At 59.5% G+C, this 17,707-nt stretch carries 20 protein-coding genes; 8 read left to right on the top strand and 12 right to left on the bottom strand.

The features are described from left to right. Positions 1-32: 32 nt before the first annotated feature. Positions 33-1,934 carry a potassium transporter Kup gene (locus D109_RS0130040; protein WP_017480175.1) on the bottom strand — a complete coding sequence of 634 codons (1,902 nt, stop codon included), beginning with the start codon at positions 1,932-1,934 and terminating at the stop codon, positions 33-35. Between the two features lie 301 nt (positions 1,935-2,235). Between D109_RS0130040 and rimO the strand changes: the two genes are divergently transcribed. The 5 genes from rimO to tsaA all read left to right on the top strand — a co-directional run bounded on the left by rimO (position 2,236) and on the right by tsaA (position 6,174). Then, entirely contained in the window at positions 2,236-3,576 is a 1,341-nt protein-coding gene (gene rimO, locus D109_RS0130035) for a 30S ribosomal protein S12 methylthiotransferase RimO (protein ID WP_017480174.1), read from the top strand. A gap of 103 nt (positions 3,577-3,679) precedes the next feature. After that, on the top strand, positions 3,680-4,153 hold the full coding sequence (locus D109_RS0130030) for a GNAT family N-acetyltransferase (protein ID WP_017480173.1): 474 nt from the start codon (positions 3,680-3,682) through the stop codon (positions 4,151-4,153). A gap of 71 nt (positions 4,154-4,224) precedes the next feature. After that, positions 4,225-4,935: an rRNA pseudouridine synthase gene (locus tag D109_RS0130025; protein ID WP_003208627.1), complete on the top strand. Its 711-nt coding sequence runs from the start codon at positions 4,225-4,227 to the stop codon at positions 4,933-4,935. Positions 4,936-5,012: 77 nt separating this feature from the next. Continuing rightward, positions 5,013-5,474, top strand: a complete 462-nt coding sequence (locus D109_RS0130020) for a DUF1456 family protein (protein ID WP_017480172.1) — start codon at positions 5,013-5,015, stop codon at positions 5,472-5,474. 4 nt (positions 5,475-5,478) lie between these two features. After that, positions 5,479-6,174 (top strand): tRNA (N6-threonylcarbamoyladenosine(37)-N6)-methyltransferase TrmO, encoded by a 696-nt coding sequence (gene tsaA / locus D109_RS0130015; RefSeq protein WP_017480171.1) that lies wholly within the window; start codon positions 5,479-5,481, stop codon positions 6,172-6,174. Positions 6,175-6,291: 117 nt separating this feature from the next. Here the strand turns inward: tsaA and fpr are convergent, their stop codons facing one another. Next, the gene (fpr, locus tag D109_RS0130010; RefSeq protein ID WP_003189055.1) at positions 6,292-7,071 is read right to left on the bottom strand and encodes a ferredoxin-NADP reductase; all 780 of its coding nucleotides are present in this window, start codon (positions 7,069-7,071) and stop codon (positions 6,292-6,294) included. A 124-nt stretch (positions 7,072-7,195) separates the two neighbouring features. Here fpr and D109_RS0130005 point away from each other — a divergent pair, with 124 nt between their 5' ends. Next, positions 7,196-8,122, top strand: a complete 927-nt coding sequence (locus D109_RS0130005) for a LysR family transcriptional regulator (RefSeq protein WP_003208633.1) — start codon at positions 7,196-7,198, stop codon at positions 8,120-8,122. Here the strand turns inward: D109_RS0130005 and D109_RS0130000 are convergent. From D109_RS0130000 to D109_RS0129990, 3 genes are all read right to left on the bottom strand, one after another. Then, positions 8,119-8,481 (bottom strand): diacylglycerol kinase, encoded by a 363-nt coding sequence (locus tag D109_RS0130000; protein WP_003208635.1) that lies wholly within the window; start codon positions 8,479-8,481, stop codon positions 8,119-8,121. The genes D109_RS0130005 and D109_RS0130000 overlap by 4 nt on opposite strands. Before the next feature lie 75 nt (positions 8,482-8,556). Continuing rightward, positions 8,557-9,207, bottom strand: a complete 651-nt coding sequence (erdR, locus tag D109_RS0129995; RefSeq protein WP_003208636.1) for a response regulator transcription factor ErdR — start codon at positions 9,205-9,207, stop codon at positions 8,557-8,559. A 253-nt stretch (positions 9,208-9,460) separates the two neighbouring features. Continuing rightward, a complete protein-coding gene (locus D109_RS0129990) occupies positions 9,461-10,171 on the bottom strand; it encodes a tRNA-uridine aminocarboxypropyltransferase (protein ID WP_017480170.1) in 711 nt (236 codons plus the stop codon). A gap of 209 nt (positions 10,172-10,380) precedes the next feature. Here D109_RS0129990 and D109_RS0129985 point away from each other — a divergent pair, with 209 nt between their 5' ends. Next, on the top strand, positions 10,381-10,821 hold the full coding sequence (locus D109_RS0129985) for a PA3611 family quorum-sensing-regulated virulence factor (RefSeq protein ID WP_017480169.1): 441 nt from the start codon (positions 10,381-10,383) through the stop codon (positions 10,819-10,821). Positions 10,822-11,196: 375 nt separating this feature from the next. Then, positions 11,197-12,306 (top strand): TIGR00730 family Rossman fold protein, encoded by a 1,110-nt coding sequence (locus D109_RS0129980; protein WP_017480168.1) that lies wholly within the window; start codon positions 11,197-11,199, stop codon positions 12,304-12,306. A 166-nt stretch (positions 12,307-12,472) separates the two neighbouring features. Here D109_RS0129980 and recX read toward each other — a convergent pair whose 3' ends face one another. From recX to D109_RS0129945, 7 genes are all read right to left on the bottom strand, one after another. Continuing rightward, entirely contained in the window at positions 12,473-12,940 is a 468-nt protein-coding gene (gene recX, locus D109_RS0129975) for a recombination regulator RecX (protein ID WP_026078310.1), read from the bottom strand. Between the two features lie 8 nt (positions 12,941-12,948). Continuing rightward, on the bottom strand, positions 12,949-14,007 hold the full coding sequence (gene recA / locus D109_RS0129970) for a recombinase RecA (RefSeq protein ID WP_003208645.1): 1,059 nt from the start codon (positions 14,005-14,007) through the stop codon (positions 12,949-12,951). Between the two features lie 83 nt (positions 14,008-14,090). Continuing rightward, positions 14,091-14,591 carry a CinA family protein gene (locus tag D109_RS0129965; RefSeq protein WP_026078309.1) on the bottom strand — a complete coding sequence of 167 codons (501 nt, stop codon included), beginning with the start codon at positions 14,589-14,591 and terminating at the stop codon, positions 14,091-14,093. A 71-nt stretch (positions 14,592-14,662) separates the two neighbouring features. Continuing rightward, the gene (locus D109_RS0129960; RefSeq protein ID WP_017480165.1) at positions 14,663-15,175 is read right to left on the bottom strand and encodes a lysis system i-spanin subunit Rz; all 513 of its coding nucleotides are present in this window, start codon (positions 15,173-15,175) and stop codon (positions 14,663-14,665) included. Next, complete coding sequence (locus D109_RS0129955; protein ID WP_371103600.1) at positions 15,163-15,687, bottom strand: glycoside hydrolase family 19 protein; 525 nt, start codon at positions 15,685-15,687, stop codon at positions 15,163-15,165. Before D109_RS0129955 ends, D109_RS0129960 begins: the two co-directional genes overlap by 13 nt. 63 nt (positions 15,688-15,750) lie before the next feature. Then, positions 15,751-16,350, bottom strand: coding sequence for a hypothetical protein (locus tag D109_RS0129950; RefSeq protein WP_017480163.1), 600 nt, complete (start codon positions 16,348-16,350; stop codon positions 15,751-15,753). An 8-nt stretch (positions 16,351-16,358) separates the two neighbouring features. Further along, entirely contained in the window at positions 16,359-17,705 is a 1,347-nt protein-coding gene (locus D109_RS0129945) for a tail fiber protein (protein ID WP_026078307.1), read from the bottom strand. Between the last annotated feature and the right edge of the window lie 2 nt (positions 17,706-17,707).

The raw sequence follows: 17,707 nt of genomic DNA, 5'->3' as shown, positions 1-17,707 counted from the left end.
TGCCGCAAGGCACCGGGGGCTTTTTGTTGGGCTTACATTTCTACTTGAGTGCCGAGCTCGATCACCCGGTTAACCGGCAGCTTGAAGAAGCGCAGGTTGCCGTTGGCGTTCTTGAGCATGAAGGCGAACAACCCTTCACGCCAGCGCGCCATGCCCTTGATGCGGGAGGCGATCACGGTTTCGCGGCTGAGGAAGTAGGTGGTGCGCATCGGGCTGAAGTCCAGGTCGTCCAGATGGCACAGCTTCAGCGCCTCGGGCACGTCCGGCTCGTCGACGAAACCGAAGTGCAGGATCACCCGGAAGAAACCCTCGCCATAGGAATCAACTTCGAACCGACGCTGGGCGGGTACACGGGGGATATCTTCGTAGACCACCGTCAACAACACCACCTGTTCATGCAACACCTGGTTATGCAGCAGGTTATGCAACAAGGCGTGAGGCACGGCATCCGGGCGCGCGGTCAGGAACACTGCCGTGCCTTGGACGCGATGAGGCGGCTGCACACGGATACTGCTGATAAAGATCGGCAACGGCAGCCCACCTTCGTCCAGCCGGTCCACCAGCAGCTCCTTGCCGCGCTTCCAGGTGGTCATGAGGATAAACAACACAATCCCCGCCAATACCGGAAAGGCACCGCCCTGCACGATCTTGGGCACGTTGGCGGCGAAGAACAGCCCATCCACCAGCAGGAAACCGATCAACACGGGGATCGCCAGCACCGGAGGCCATTTCCACAGCAACAGCATCACCGCCGACACCAGAATGCTGGTGATCAACATGGTGCCGGTCACTGCCACACCGTAGGCCGAGGCCAGGGCGTTGGAAGATTCAAAACCCAGCACCAGCAGGATCACGCCCACCATCAGCGACCAGTTCACTGCGCCAATGTAGATCTGGCCTTGTTCGGCGCTGGAAGTGTGCTGGATATGCATGCGCGGGATGTAACCGAGCTGTATCGCCTGGCGGGTCAGGGAGAACGCCCCGGAGATCACCGCCTGGGAGGCGATCACGGTGGCCAACGTCGACAGCGCCACCAGCGGGATCAACGCCCAATCCGGTGCCAGCAGGTAGAACGGGTTACGGGCCGCCTCTGGATTTTCCAGCAGCAGCGCACCCTGGCCAAAGTAGTTGAGCACCAACGCCGGCAGCACCAGGGCGAACCAGGCACGGGCAATCGGCTTGCGCCCGAAGTGGCCCATGTCGGCGTAGAGCGCTTCAGCACCGGTCAGTGCCAGCACCACCGCGCCGAGAATCGCCACGCCCATGCCAGGATGAGCGGTGAAGAAGCGCACGCCCCACACCGGATTCAGCGCATTGAGCACTTCAGGGTGCTGGCTGATGCCGTGCACACCCAAGCCGCCCAGCACCAGGAACCACACCACCATCACCGGCCCGAACAATTTGCCGATACGGTCAGTGCCGTGTTTCTGGATCAGGAACAGCCCGACCAGCACCACCAGCGAAAGCGGCACGACCCAGCGCTCAAGGCCATCAAAGGCCAACTCCAGGCCTTCCACCGCCGACAATACCGAGATTGCCGGGGTGATCATGCTGTCGCCGTAAAACAGCGCCGCACCGATCAGGCCGAGAATCACCAGCACCGAACGCAACTTGGGATAAGGCGACGCCGCCCGCCGGGCCAGTGCCGTCAGGGCCATGATGCCACCCTCGCCCTGGTTGTCGGCGCGCAGGATAAACAGCACGTACTTGATCGAAACGACCCAGACCAACGACCAGAAAATCAGTGCCAGGATCCCGAAGACCCCATCATGATTGACCGGAACCCCATACCCACCGGTAAACACCTCTTTAAGGGTGTAGAGCGGGCTGGTGCCGATATCGCCGTAAACCACCCCCACTGCCGCCACCAGCATGCCGATCGGCTTTGCGTTGGAATGCTCGGCACCTGCTGCCTGACTACTTGCCTGACCCATCAACCACTCCTGCCCTTTGACCTGCGGTCTTTTATAAACAGCGCGCCTGCTGCGGGCGCCTATGCTGTCCACAGCATGCGCTGTTTTACTTCTCGTTACAGACGATTTATTGACCGAGGAAATTCACTCAGATGCAACGGCGCGAAGCATAGCGCAGCACTCGTCGTATTTCCCTGCATAAAGCTGGTCAAGAGCGATTCCCGTCGCTAGAATTGCGCACTTTTTGATCAGAGGCGCACTAAGCGCCCATCCGCAGCCTTTCGTGCACGACGGGCGGCGTCATTCAATACCGAGGTTAGACATGTCCACCACCATCGCAAAAGCCAACCCCAAGGTCGGCTTTGTATCCCTGGGTTGCCCAAAGGCTCTGGTCGACTCCGAACGCATCCTTACGCAACTGCGCATGGAAGGCTATGACGTCGTGTCCACCTACCAGGACGCGGACGTGGTGGTGGTCAACACCTGTGGCTTCATCGACTCGGCCAAGGCAGAGTCCCTGGAAGTGATCGGCGAAGCCATCAAGGAAAACGGCAAGGTGATCGTCACCGGCTGCATGGGTGTGGAAGAAGGCGCCATCCGCAACGTGCACCCGAGCGTGCTGGCCGTGACCGGCCCGCAGCAGTACGAGCAAGTGGTCAACGCCGTGCACGACGTAGTGCCGCCGCGCCAGGACCACAACCCGTTGATCGACCTGGTGCCGCCGCAAGGCATCAAGCTGACGCCGCGCCACTACGCCTACCTGAAGATTTCCGAAGGCTGCAACCACAGCTGCAGCTTCTGCATCATCCCGTCGATGCGCGGCAAGCTGGTGAGCCGCCCGGTGGGCGACGTACTGGACGAGGCCCAGCGCCTGGTCAAATCCGGCGTGAAAGAGCTGCTGGTGATCTCCCAGGACACCAGCGCCTATGGCGTCGACGTCAAGTACCGCACCGGTTTCTGGAACGGCGCGCCGGTGAAAACCCGCATGACCGAACTCTGCGAAGCCCTGAGCAGCCTCGGCGTGTGGGTGCGCCTGCACTACGTTTACCCGTACCCGCATGTCGACGAGCTGATCCCGCTGATGGCCGCCGGCAAGATCCTGCCGTACCTGGACATCCCGTTCCAGCACGCCAGCCCGAAAATCCTCAAGGCCATGAAACGCCCGGCCTTCGAAGACAAGACCCTGGCACGCATCAAGAACTGGCGCGAGATCTGCCCGGACCTGATCATCCGTTCCACCTTCATCGTCGGCTTCCCCGGCGAGACCGAAGAAGACTTCCAGTACCTGCTGGACTGGCTGACCGAGGCCCAACTGGACCGCGTCGGCTGCTTCCAGTACTCGCCGGTGGAAGGTGCTCCGGCCAACCTGCTGGACGCTGCCATCGTTCCAGACGACATCAAGCAGGACCGTTGGGAGCGCTTCATGGCGCACCAGCAGGCCATCAGCTCGGCACGCCTGCAACTGCGCATCGGCCGTGAGATCGAAGTCCTGATCGACGAAGTCGACGAACAAGGCGCGGTTGGCCGCTGCTTCTTCGATGCGCCGGAAATCGACGGCAACGTGTTCATCGACGACGCCAGCGGCCTGAAGCCCGGAGACAAGGTCTGGTGCACCGTGACCGACGCCGACGAGTACGACCTGTGGGCTGAAAAGCGCGCATAAGGTGTAAAGAATTGAAAAAGCCCTGCTTCTGGACAAGATGCGGGGCTTTTTTAGGTCTATCGTTTTGCCCATCAGTGCCAAACATCAGCAAGGGTCAGCGGGCATGCGCCAGCATTCGGTTATCCATACACCCAAATCCAGCGACTATCAGGAACTGACCCGCATCTGGGAGGCTTCGGTGCGGGCCACCCATGACTTCCTGCCGGACAGTTACATCGAGTTGCTGAAAAACCTGGTGCTGACCCGCTACCTCGACGCCGTGATGTTGATCTGCACCAAGGACTCGCGCCAGCGCATTACCGGGTTTGCCGGAGTAGCAGCGGGCAAGGTCGAGATGCTGTTTATCGACCCCGAACACCGTGGCCAGGGCCTGGGCCGACAATTGCTGCGCTATGCCGTCGAATCCATGAACGCCGACCAACTGGACGTCAACGAACAGAACCCGCAGGCACTGGGCTTTTACTTCAAGCAGGGCTTTGAGGTGATCGGACGTACGGACCACGACGGCATGGGCCAACCTTATCCGTTGCTGCACATGCGTTTGCGCCAGGCCCAGCAACAGGCCCGCCGCGGCTAAATGAAATGGAGCCGGGATTAACCGGCGCCACACAGGTACAATAGCCGCCCCCTTTTGTTTCGGCCCTTGTCATGACTGAACCCCTACGCCTCTCCAAACGCCTCATCGAACTGGTCGGTTGCTCCCGTCGGGAGGCCGAGCTGTTCATCGAAGGCGGCTGGGTCACGGTGGACGGCGAAGTGATCGACGAGCCGCAGTTCAAGGTCACCACCCAGAAGGTCGAGCTTGACCCTGAGGCCAAGGCCACTGCGCCGGAGCCGGTGACCATCCTGTTCCACGCCCCCGCCGGTGTGGATGCCGAGACGGCCATGGCGTCGATCAACGCCGAGACCCTGTCGGAAGAACACCGCTTCAGCAAGCGCCCGCTCAAAGGCCACTTCCTGCGCCTGACCGCCAGCAGTGACCTGCAAGCCAAGGCCAGCGGCCTGCTGGTGTTCACCCAGGACTGGAAGATCCTGCGCAAGCTGACCGCTGACGCGAACAAGATCGAACAGGAATACGTGGTGGAAGTGTCCGGCGACATGGTCGCCCACGGCCTGAACCGCCTCAACCACGGCCTGACCTACAAAGGTAAGGAATTGCCAGCGGTGAAAGCCAGCTGGCAGAACGAGAACCGCCTGCGCTTTGCGTTGAAAAACCCGCAACCGGGTGTGATTGCCTTGTTCTGCGAAGCCGTTGGCCTGAAAGTCGTCGCCATTCGACGCATCCGCATTGGCGGAGTCTCCATCGGCAAAGTGCCGGTAGGCCAATGGCGCTATCTGTCCGGCAAAGAAAAGTTCTAAGACTTTTTTCGCCGCCGAATCTCTCGACACCGCCTGCCTGGGCGGTGTCCACAGTTGAATGACCAGGATTGACCACCATGATTCACAATGACGTACTGCGCAGCGTGCGCTACATGCTCGACATCAGTGACAACAAGATGGTCGAGATCATCAAGCTCGGCGGCATGGAAGTCACCAAGGAAGACTTGCTGACCTACCTCAAGAAAGACGAGGAAGAAGGCTTCGTGTTCTGCCCGGACGACGTCATGGCGCATTTCCTCGATGGCCTGGTGATCTTCAAGCGCGGCAAGGACGAAAGCCGTCCACCGCAGCCAATCGAACTGCCGGTGACCAACAACATCGTCCTGAAGAAACTGCGGGTGGCCTTCGAACTGAAAGAAGACGACATGCACGCGATCCTCAAGGCTTCCGAGTTCCCGGTGTCCAAGCCAGAGCTGAGCGCGCTGTTCCGCAAGTTCGGCCACACCAACTACCGCACCTGCGGTGACCAGTTGCTGCGCAACTTCCTCAAGGGCCTGACCCTGCGCGTTCGCGCCTAAGCCCGTGAGCTACAGCGTCTCGCCCATCGGCTTTGTCCGCTCCTGCTTCAAGGAGAAGTTCGCCATCCCGCGCCAGCCACAACTGGCGCCTGCCGCCCGGGGCGTGCTGGAGCTGGTGGCGCCGTTCGACCAGGGTGAGGCGGTGCAGGGGCTGGAGCAGGTCAGCCATGTGTGGTTGCTGTTCCTGTTCCACCAGGCGCTGGAAGACAAGCCCCGGCTGAAAGTGCGCCCGCCTCGCCTCGGTGGCAACACGTCCATGGGCGTGTTCGCCACCCGCGCGACCCACCGGCCGAATGGCATTGGCCAATCGGTGGTCAAGCTGGACAAGGTAGAAGACGGCCGCCTGTGGATATCCGGCATCGACCTGCTGGATGGCACGCCGATTCTCGACATCAAGCCGTACGTGCCGTACGCAGACATCGTTGACACCGCGACCAACAGCATCGCCAGCGCTGCGCCACAGCTGATTCCCGTGCAGTGGCTGAAGACGGCGCTGCAACAGGCAGAAGGCCACGCTCAGCGCCTTGACGAGCCGTTGGTGGCGTTGATCGAACAGTGCCTGGCGCAGGATCCACGGCCGGCGTACCAAACGCCGGGGCCGGAGCGGGAATACGGGGCGCAGTTCTGGGACGTGGACGTGCGGTGGCACTATCCTGAAGCCGGAATGATTTGTGTGCTGGAAGTGGTGTCGGCTGGATAAACCGGAAACAAATGTGGGAGCGGGCTTGCTCGCGAAGGCGGAGAATCAGTCAATACATCTGGTGACTGTTACACCGCCTTCGCGAGCAAGCCCGCTCCCACTTTCTTTGCGTCGCCCTTATTTCTCGACGAACGCACGCTCGATCAAGTAGTCACCCGGTTCACGCATACGCGGGGAAACCTTCAGACCGAAGCTGTTCAGCACTTCACTGGTTTCATCCAGCATGCTCGGGCTGCCGCACAGCATGGCGCGGTCGTCTTCAGGATTGATCGGCGGCAGGCCGATATCACTGAACAGCTTGCCGCTGCGCATCAGGTCGGTCAGGCGGCCTTCGTTTTCGAACGGCTCACGGGTCACGGTCGGGTAGTAGATCAACTTGTCACGCAGGGCCTCGCCGAAGAACTCGTTCTGCGGCAGGTGCTCGGTGATGAATTCGCGGTAGGCGACTTCGTTGACGTAACGCACACCGTGGCACAGGATCACTTTTTCGAAACGCTCGTAGGTTTCCGGGTCCTGGATCACGCTCATGAACGGCGCCAGGCCGGTACCAGTGCTAAGCAGGTACAGGTGTTTGCCCGGCTTCAAATCGTCGAGCACCAGGGTGCCCGTCGGTTTTTTGCTGATGATGATCTCGTCTCCTTCCTTCAAGTGCTGCAATTGGGAAGTCAGCGGGCCATCAGGCACCTTGATGCTGAAGAACTCCAGATGCTCTTCCCAGTTCGGGCTGGCAATGGAGTAAGCGCGCATGAGCGGGCGGCCATTAGGCTGTTGCAGGCCGATCATCACGAACTGACCGTTCTCGAAGCGCAGGCCCGGATCGCGGGTGCACTTGAAGCTGAACAGAGTGTCGTTCCAGTGATGAACACTGAGGACACGCTCGTGGTTCATGTTGCTCATGTACGGGGGACTCCTGGAAATGGGTCTGCGCCAAATGATGGATGCGCAATTGCACAGCATTCTAATGGCGGCGACAATATCTGTTAACTGGATTATTAAGATAAGGGTTATCGGTTATATCGATATGCGATTTACTCTACGTCAACTGCAAGTCTTCGTCGCCGTCGCCCAGCAGGAAAGCGTCTCGCGCGCTGCTGGCCTTCTGGCCTTATCTCAATCCGCCGCCAGCACCTCGATTACCGAGCTGGAGCGCCAATCCAGCTGCCAATTATTCGACCGCGCGGGTAAACGCCTGAGCCTCAACGCCCTGGGCCACCAGCTCTTGCCCCAGGCGGTGGCACTGCTGGACCAGGCCAAGGAGATCGAGGACTTGCTCAACGGCAAGTCGGGCTTCGGCTCCCTGGCCGTCGGCGCCACCCTGACCATTGGCAATTACCTGGCCACGCTGCTGATCGGTAGCTTCATGCAACAACATCCCGAGAGCCAGGTGAAGCTGCATGTGCAGAACACTGCGCATATCGTGCATCAGGTGGCGCACTACGAAATTGATCTGGGTCTAATCGAAGGTGACTGCAGCCACCCGGACATCGAGGTGCAAACCTGGGTGGAAGACGAGTTGGTGGTGTTTTGTGCGCCCCAGCATCATCTGGCCAAACGCGGCCAGGCCACCATGGAAGAGTTGACCCATGAGGCGTGGATCCTGCGGGAACAAGGCTCCGGCACCCGCCTGACCTTTGACCAGGCCATGCGGCATCACCGCAGCGCGCTGAACATTCGCCTGGAGCTGGAACACACCGAGGCGATCAAACGCGCGGTGGAATCAGGCTTGGGGATTGGCTGCATTTCCCGGCTGGCGCTGCGCGACGCCTTCCGGCGCGGCAGCCTGGTACCGGTGGAAACCCCGGACCTGGACCTGGCCCGGCAGTTCTACTTCATCTGGCACAAGCAAAAGTACCAGACCTCGGCCATGCGCGAATTCCTCGAGCTGTGCCGTTCCTTCACTGCCGGGGTGCAGCGCAGCGACGAGATTGTGCTGCCAACCATTGCCTAGATCAGGATCACGGCCCACACCAGGGTAATCATGGTCAGCGCGACAAACTGTGCGGCGCTGCCCATGTCCTTGGCGTTTTTCGACAAGGGATGCAGGTCCAGGGAAATCCGGTCAATCGCCGCTTCCACGGCGGAGTTGAGCAATTCGACGATCAACGCCAGCAGGCACACGGCAATCAGCAGCGCCCGCTCTACCCGGCTGACGTTCAGGAAGAAACTCAACGGAATAAGGATGACGTTTAGCAACACCAACTGACGAAAAGCCGCCTCGCCGGTGAAGGCCGCACGCAGGCCATCCAGGGAATAGCCCCCCGCGTTGAAGATACGTTTGATACCGGTTTGACCTTTGAAAGGCGACATAGAGTAGGCAACTGAGCAAAAAGGTGTGGGGAAACTAGAGCAAGCAAAGTCAAAAAAACGTGAATGAACAGCATCTTAGTGCTGCGAAATTGACTCAAGTTGTTGCAGCAGCAATGCAGCCTGGGTTCGCGTACGCACACCCAGTTTGCGGAAAATCGCCGTGACATGGGCCTTGATGGTCGCTTCCGACACGCTCAACTCGTAGGCAATCTGCTTGTTCAACAGGCCTTCGCAGACCATGGTCAGCACGCGGAACTGCTGGGGCGTCAGGCTGGCCAGGCCATCACGGGCGGCCTTGGCTTCGTCGGAGACATTAATCTCTTCAAAGGCTTGGGGCGGCCAGGAGACATCGCCATCCAACACCGTGCGCACAGCTTTCTGGATATCTTCCATGGAGCTGGACTTGGGAATGAAACCACTGGCACCGAACTCCTTGGAGCGCACCACCACTGACGCCTCCTCCTGCGCCGAGACCATCACCACTGGAATTTGCGGGTATTGCCCGCGCAGCAGCACCAACCCGGAAAAGCCGTAGGCACCCGGCATGTTCAGGTCCAGCAGGACCAGGTCCCAGTCGGATTTTTCGGTGAGGCGGGTTTCCAGCTCGGCAATGCTGGCGACTTCGACGAGGCGTACATCCGGCCCCAGGCCCAGCGTGACCGCCTGGTGCAGCGCGCTGCGAAACAGCGGGTGGTCATCGGCAATCAGGATTTCGTATGTGGCCATTGATTAAATGATCCTGTTTTTATGGGGGCACTGATGGGTTCAGTGCTCGCCAACGCGCAAGGTGGCTGCCAGGCCAGCAGTCACCAAAGGGCGCGCTCAACGTCAAAAGACGACGTATCCAATCTGTGACAGCGCCCCAATCGGCGCCAAGCATGCCCAGCGCAGCCTGGGTGGTCAAGCGCTACGCCCGTGGCTATTTTAGCGGGCTGCGTGTTTGCGCGGCCATCATGCAAAGGTCGGCTGGCCATGACCCCTATAGATAAGGTGCCAGACGAGTATGGACGACATCGGCCGGGTCCAGCGCCAACTGAAACTTGGCGGCCAGGTAGTGGGTGCTGAACACGTCCAGATAGGCGTCGAGCACTTCGCTGGCCGCCTGATCCTCAGCGAGCTCCAGGCACAGGGCCGCCACTTCGGCGGTGCAGAAATGATCATCACGCTTGGAGCGGCGCAGTTTGTAGCGCGAGAGTTGCTCGGGAGCCAGGCTCAGCACCGGCAAGTGCTCCAGGTACGGGCTCTTGCGGAACATCTTGCGCGCCTCACTCCAGGTACCGTCCAGCAGAATGAACAGCGGGCGCTTGCCCTCTTCCAGACTGACCTGGTTGACCACCCGCTCCGGCGCCACAAATTCGCCGGGAAAGACGATATAAGGCTGCCACTGCGGGTCGGCCAACAAGGCGAGCAACTCAGGCTCGACTTCAGTCCGTGACCAGGGGAATGCGGTGGTGTCGTTGATCACATCGGCAATCAGCCAGCCGGTGTTGCTGGGCTTCATCGGCTCTACGTCATGCATCAGCAGGCACATGCCGGATTTGGCCTGGACCTTGGGCCGCCAGGCACACAGGCAATATTCGGGAATCACCCGGCAGTCAGGGCAGCGCTCGGCCCGGGAGCCCCGCGCAACAAACGGTTTAACGGCGCGGGCCAGGCGCTGGGTGCGCAGACGGGAGACGGCATGGCTCATCGGGCGCGCCGCTGCATGAACGTGGAAATCGACACGGATAGAACTCGGGAAGGCAAAAGTTACCGCAGTTTACCAGAGGCGCCCTCGCCTACCTGCACTTCCCGGCAATAGGCTGGCCGTAGTGGCAGGCGGTCACCTATAATCCCGCGCCACTGAACGCACAGCGCAGTGGCTGGTCTATGCACCAGTAACCGAATCAGGAGAGTTTCATGCTGCGTCTTATGCCACGCCTTGTAGTTCCGTCCGTCGCCCTTGCGTTGGTGTTGCCCCTGGGTGCCCAAGCGGCCTCGTTGCTGGAGGCTCAACTGAACAGGAAGCTGCAAAGCGTCGCAGAGGAAAGCAACAAGAACTTGCCTCGGGAAATTGACGATAAAACCCTGGAAGTGGCCTACACCGTTGAAGGCCTGCAACTGATTGATCATCTCAGCGTACTGCCAGACCGCGCCGAGCAAATGCGCGCCAATCCCAAGGCCGTGTACTTCCAACTGGGTCAAAGCGTGTGCCTGAACACGGGTTATCGCGAGCTGATGGCCAAGGGCGCGATCATGCGCTACGAGATCACCGAGAACAAAACCAACCGCCCGGTGGCGTCGGTGAAGTTCCAGGAAGCAGACTGCCCGGCGCCAGCGGCGGCGAAGAAGAAAAAGTAAGCGATGCCTCCTGTCGCGCGCCGCTGATCAGCGGCGCGCAATATGCCCCTCTGCAGCCTGCGCCATTGCCCGTTCGCGGCACCGTCTAAACTCCCTCACAAGTGATCAATAAGCGGTTGCCAGCCAAGACTTTCTAGGCTCATGATCAATTCATCCTGAAAGCCTGGAACATCGGGTTTTCACACCGTTCTGTAACATTTTCAGGGCAAAAGAGGTTTGCCCTCCTGAGCGTGCAGTGCAAAGGTTTTTAAACATAAGGAATATACAGAACCGGTTTCGCCCACCTCGTTAATCAGAGGCAACGACACATGCAGTGTCGTGGTGCCGACGAATTTCTCGTCGGCACCCAGGGTTCTGTGAAGAAGGAGAAGTTGAATGCCTTACGAACCGAATGAACTCCTGATCCGTCAATTTCAAGAAAACGGCACTGACCTCACGCAGCAGGTCGACGCGCAACTCCACCTGATTGCGCCCAACAGCCCGAACATCCCCCTATATCGCGACATGATCTTCACCGTGTTGCGCATGGCCCAGGACGACCGCAGCCGCTGGAACGCCAAGATCACCTTGCAGGCAATCCACGAACTGGACCACGCCTTCCGGGTACTCGAACAGTTCAAGGGCCGACGCAAAGTCACGGTGTTCGGTTCGGCGCGCACGCCGGTGGAAAGCCCGCTGTATGCCTTGGCCCGGGAAGTGGGCGCGGTCCTGGCCCGCTCGGACCTGATGGTGATTACCGGCGGTGGCGGCGGCATCATGGCGGCGGCCCACGAAGGGGCTGGGTTGCAACATAGCCTGGGGTTCAACATCACCCTGCCGTTTGAACAGCACGCCAACCCGACCATCGATGGCACCGAGAACCTGCTGTCCTTCCACTTCTTCTTTACCCGCAAGCTGTTCTTCGTCAAGGAGGCCGACGCCTTGATCCTGTGCCCAGGCGGTTTCGGCACCCTGGATGAAGCGCTGGAAGTGCTGACCCTGATCCAGACCGGCAAAAGCCCGCTGGTCCCAGTGGTACTGCTGGATGCACCGGGCGGCAACTTCTGGCAAGGCGCCCTGGACTTTATGCGCAGCCAGCTTGAAGCCAATCGCTACATCTTGCCCACTGACCTCAAGTTGGTGCGCCTGGTGTACAGCGCTGAGGAGGCGGTGGAAGAGATCAATCAGTTCTACGCCAACTTCCATTCCACCCGCTGGCTGAAGCGCCAATTTGTGATTCGCATGAATCATCCATTGAGTGACCGTGCACTGGCCCACCTGCAGGAGGCATTTGCCAGTCTTCGCCTCAGTGGCGACTTCCAGCAAATTGCGTACACCGGCGAGGAGCATGACGAACCAAGCTTCAGCCATCTGACACGCCTGGTATTCAATTTCAACGGGCGTGACCAGGGACGGTTGCGGGAGTTGGTGGACTACATCAACTTGCCAGAAAACTGGGCCCAGGCTCAGGGAAAAACGCAGCAGCGGGTGACGGAGACGGCGTGATTTGCCCCCGAAACGCAAAAAGGCCCGCTATTTTCATAGCGGGCCTTTTGGGTTGTGTCAGGTAGAACGATGCGCAGGTTTGGCCGCTGCGCAGCCCAGCGGGAGCAAGCTCCCTCGCCACACCAAGCCCCGCAATAATCAGAGCAACCATTTACAGGCGCAGCCTTCAGTCATCCATATCTCGACCGCTCAACAGGCGGCTGATCATCTCCATCGAAAACCCCCGATAACTCAGGAAGCGACCTTGCTTAGCCCGCTCCCGCGCATCAATAGGCAGATGGCCGGCAAACTTGCGCCGCCAGGTATCTTCCAATTGTGCCTGCCAGTTGATACCGCACTCACGTAAGGCGAGCTCGACATCAGCACGCTGCAGGCCACGCTGACTTAGCTCTTCACGAATTCGCGCAGGGCCATAGCCGGATCGGGCTCGGTAAGACACAAAACTTTCGAGGTAACGGGATTCCGACAGCAGTCCTTCTTCCGTCAAGCGGTCCAGGGCTGCGTCGATCATCTCAGGATCTGCGCCGCGCTGACGCAGTTTACGCGTCAGCTCGACTCGACCGTGCTCGCGACGTGCGAGCAGGTCCATTGCAGTGCGCCTTACGGCGACGGGTGTATCCAGGACAACACTCATCGTTTGCTTCAGATGTCAGTGTCGACTTCTTCTACTTCTTCAACCGGTTCGCGGTTGGCGGCGGCCTTGACGTCGGGTGCCGGGGTCAACAGCTTGTCGCGGATCTGCTTCTCGAGCGTAGCGGCAACATCCGGGTTATCCGCAAGGAACTTGGCCGAGTTGGCCTTGCCCTGGCCGATCTTGCTGCCGTTGTAGGCATACCAGGCACCGGACTTCTCGACGAAGCCGTGCAGCACGCCCAGGTCGATCATCTCGCCGTTCAAGTAGATACCCTTGCCGTAGAGAATCTGGAACTCGGCCTGGCGGAACGGCGGAGCTACCTTGTTCTTCACGACTTTAACGCGGGTTTCGCTACCGACAACCTCGTCACCTTCCTTCACCGCGCCAGTACGGCGGATGTCCAAACGGACCGAAGCGTAGAACTTCAGCGCGTTACCACCGGTGGTGGTTTCCGGGCTGCCGAACATCACGCCGATCTTCATCCGGATCTGGTTGATGAAGATCACCAGGCAGTTGGCGTTCTTGATGTTACCGGTGATTTTACGCAGGGCCTGGGACATCAGGCGGGCTTGCAGGCCCACGTGCATGTCGCCCATTTCGCCTTCGATTTCAGCCTTCGGTACCAGGGCTGCCACGGAGTCGACCACGATCACGTCGATGGCGTTGGAGCGCACCAGCATGTCGGTGATTTCCAGCGCTTGCTCACCGGTGTCCGGTTGCGAAACCAGCAGGTCGTCAACGTTGACGCCCAGCTTGCCAGCGTATTCAGGATCCAGGGCGTGCTCGGCATCGACGAACGCACAAGTGGCGCCCATCTTTTGTGCCTGGGCAATCACCGACAGAGTCAGGGTGGTTTTACCGGAAGATTCAGGACCGTAGATTTCAACGATACGGCCTTTTGGCAGGCCGCCAATGCCGAGCGCGATGTCCAGACCCAGAGAGCCAGTAGAGATAGCCGGGATCGCCTGACGGTCGTGATCGCCCATACGCATTACGGCACCCTTGCCGAATTGACGTTCGATCTGACCCAGGGCCGCAGCCAAGGCTTTCTTCTTGTTGTCGTCCATTAAAGTCCTCACGTAATCAATAAGGCCTGGCGGCCAACACCTGTATAAGTAGACAGTATTGTTCCACAAAGATCCGTGATCGCCTACCCCTGATTTTCTATTTCTGCTGCAGCTCGTCGCAACAAGCCCTCTAGCGCGGCCTTTACCGTTTGTCGGCGGACCTCGTCACGGTTCCCAGGGAAGTGTTCAAGCTCGGTGGTAACCTCATCGCCCACGCCCCAGGCCAGCCATACGGTGCCCACCGGCTTGTCCGGCGAACCGCCATCGGGGCCGGCCACGCCGCTGACTGCCACGGCAAAACGCGCCAGGCTTTTCTCCTGGGCACCCCGGACCATCGCCTCCACCACTTCGCGACTGACGGCCCCGACCTTGGGGAACAGCGCTTCCGGCACATTCAACTGCCGGGTCTTCTGGCGATTGGAATACGTGACATAGCCCGCCTCGAACCAGGCCGAACTCCCGGGAATCCGCGTGATCGCCTCGGCGATGCCGCCGCCGGTGCACGACTCGGCCGTTGTGACGTGGGCATTGAGAACCTGCAAGCGTCGACCAAGTTCAGCGGCGAGTTGAGTAATTTCCTTCACGGTCATCTCCTGGAGTGGACGGGCGTTTGCCTACCCTACAGGAGCCCATGGGCCATGCAAGTTACAAGAGACTAACGCGCGACGGCCCGGACATACGCCTGGCAGGCGCGCAAGGCGATCATGGCGTTATCGCCGTCGTCGGTGATGCCGATAATTCGTTGAGCATGCGCCGGGTCAAGTCGGGCTCGCGGGGCGCCATGAACCACGCCGCCGGGGGTGGCGGTGGCTGGCATTGGGCAGCCGCTGGCTGAGTCGCTGGCGTCGAGAAGGACTGACAACCGCACATCAGCAGTGGCCAGGCGATCCCGCAGGTGAGCCTGATCGCGCTGTGCATCGGAAAGCTCCCGGGTGTGTTGTTGGTCGCTGGCGCTGAGTTGTTGTTCCAGTGCCAGCCGTTTGTCCTGTTCCACCTGTTGTTGACGTTGAGCCGACAGGCTTTGTTGGCTCAGCGCTTCGGCATGCAGCGCCTCCAGGCGCTCAAGTTGGATGCCATACCGCCAAGCCTGTACCTGCCAGGCAATACCCGCCGAGACCACCACCAACAGGAAAAAGCCAAGCAGGCGATACGACGTCAGGAGGCCCATAACACCGCCTTCGCCCGGGCCCACAACTGCGTGCGGTTCTCCAGACCGTTGAGGCCGCCATTGATACGCCGGGTGATAGTGGTGAACTGGTCCTTGTCAGCCAGTTCGTTCAAGCCATTGCTCTGCCAGAACCACGCGGCGGATTCGCAGGCCCATTGCGGTTGCTCCAGCAACTCCGGTTGCTGCAACAGACGCTCATCGCCGAACAACGCCTGGCTGCACGCCAGGTAGTTGCGTCGGCCGGTGATCTGGATCAGGCCACGGCCACGGTATTTCTTGCCATCGCCATCGGCTTCGGGGGTGTTGCCGAGGCGGGCGGCCAGGGTGCCGGTGTCGTATTTGCTCAGGTATTGATCACTGCCCAGTTCACGTACGTAGCGCAGTTCGCCGGATTCGTGGCCGATTTGGGCGAGGAAGGCGGCGATGCGTTTGGGGGTGGTGATTTGCCGATTGGACATAGCTGTGTTCAGCGCAGATACGAAAACGCCCGCTAGGGCGCGGGCGTTGGGCATGATTTGCACAAGATCATTCTGGGTTATCGGCATGAAAAAACCTCCGAACTCACGAGCACCACACTATTGTACAAGGCCAACCATCCAGTCCGGTTTAACCGGTCGAAATTCGGAGACTGGAAACTTCGAGTGCTGCGGCCAATCACGCAACAGTTGGAAATAAGCCAGCAGTTGCGCAAATTGTCCTTCTGTCAGCGTGGTATCTCGCTTCAGGTCGGACTCATCCCGATGGCGCTCGCGAAGCCACTTGATACTGTCGATTTCCGAAGCCCGCCAGAGTCGTTCGGATTCACATTCGTTCGTGCTCCTCAGTTTTTCATCGAGATGCCAGGACGAGCCATCCCAAACGTGATCTGACCCGGGGCGTTTCAGCGAGGTAAGTTCCAACGGCAACTCACCTAACTGCTGCCATTGGATCTCCTCGCCGGTATCCGTTCGATACACAAGGCCGCGCAGGTCCGGAACCAGGCTCCAGATAGCTTGAGCATCTTTAACGTGAACCGCAGCAAAGCCGGGCTCAGTTACAGGCGGGGCTTCACTGAAAGCCATGGAGGGGATAAGCCAGCCCCCCTCGACAAGTGGATCGGGGTCAGCAAAAGCAGTTCCGATGTATTCGCCCGTTACCGGGTGTGCCTGATAAATAACAGGGGCAGAAGTAGTCATGATTGACCTCAATACTTGATGCACATGAGACGGGAAGTGTTGCGCGGACGCGTTTCATTGCTGGTTCTAGGTACGCCATTAACGCCGTTGGTAACGGGGTCACCGGTGCTGCCGATATTGAATGTCGCGTTGGAACCGCCCCCCACACCGTTCCAGTTACCTGGGCTGCCGTTCAAGGATGTACCAGGTCGCGGCCCGTGCCAGTGGCCCTGCATCGAGTCGAGTTGCAAAGAACCGAGCGTGCGCTGTGGATCAACACCACGCCCATCATCAAAACCGCGAATAAACTCGCCACGGCTATCGGGCAGGTTAAAGGTAGTACTGCCATCTCCCGCGCCGTAAAAAGTGCCAATGGCCGCAAACAACTTGGCATACGCAGTACGCGAAACTTCTGCGCCGTTTTCTTTCAGGAAACCAGTTGGCACATCAGGGCCTGCATACTGGATCGAAGTGCCGACCGGCAAAAAATCGCTCGATTTGAGGTTGCCGTCATGCCACAGGGTACGTGTGGGGTTCCATTTGCCGGAGTTATCGCACCCGCGAACGAGGATGACTGTCTCACCACTGCCCTGTTGAAAGCCTAATTGCCCAGCATAGTTGCCGCTGCCATAAGGAATGTTCACCAAGCCTACATACTGGCCAAAACTGGTATTGCCTTCGCCAAAGAAGTAGAAACCACCCGGCAAGCCCACGCTATCAATAGCAATGGCCGGTGCAACATTGGAACCCAAGCCGTACTGACCGATTTTGAGTGCATCGGTGATTCCATATCCGGCCAGCGATGTTGCTTTATCTGCTTTGGCTGCCGGATTGAAGTTCCCGTCATGCCACAACATGCGCCAAGTTCCCTTGCCATCATCTGCAACTCGACGTACTCCGAACCATTCGCCTGTAATCCCCGCAAGGAGATCAAACCCATACTTACCATCGGGATACTTTATATGCAGCCCAGCGCCGTATCTGACCGCATCGGGCCGATCCGTCGTAGCGTCGGCGAGTGTCACGAACTGCGTGGAAGTTAATTCTGAGGAGTTTCCTTTCACCACGGCAGGAATAGTAAGAAGTCCGCCCGCCCCCGCAGGCATGGCATCCGTAATCCCATACCCCGCCAACGTCGTCGGCTTGTTCTTCAACTTCAACCAATCACTCAAAACGCTAAGCGCCTGCGCCAACTGATCGGTCTTCGTCTCATCCGGCGCGATCCCCGCCGCCGCCAGCACATTCAAAATCTCCTGCGTAACCCCATTCCCCCAAGCCGCCGGAATCAAACTCCCCGGCGTCCCGGTCACCGGGTTTTCATCCACAAACTTGCCATTCACCAGCCCAACGCTGGGCACACTCTTTGGATAATCCACGC

This window comes from Pseudomonas sp. PAMC 26793, from assembly GCF_000313235.1.
Lineage (GTDB): Bacteria > Pseudomonadota > Gammaproteobacteria > Pseudomonadales > Pseudomonadaceae > Aquipseudomonas > Aquipseudomonas yamanorum.
This window is presented reverse-complemented; position numbering and strand designations above follow the sequence as displayed.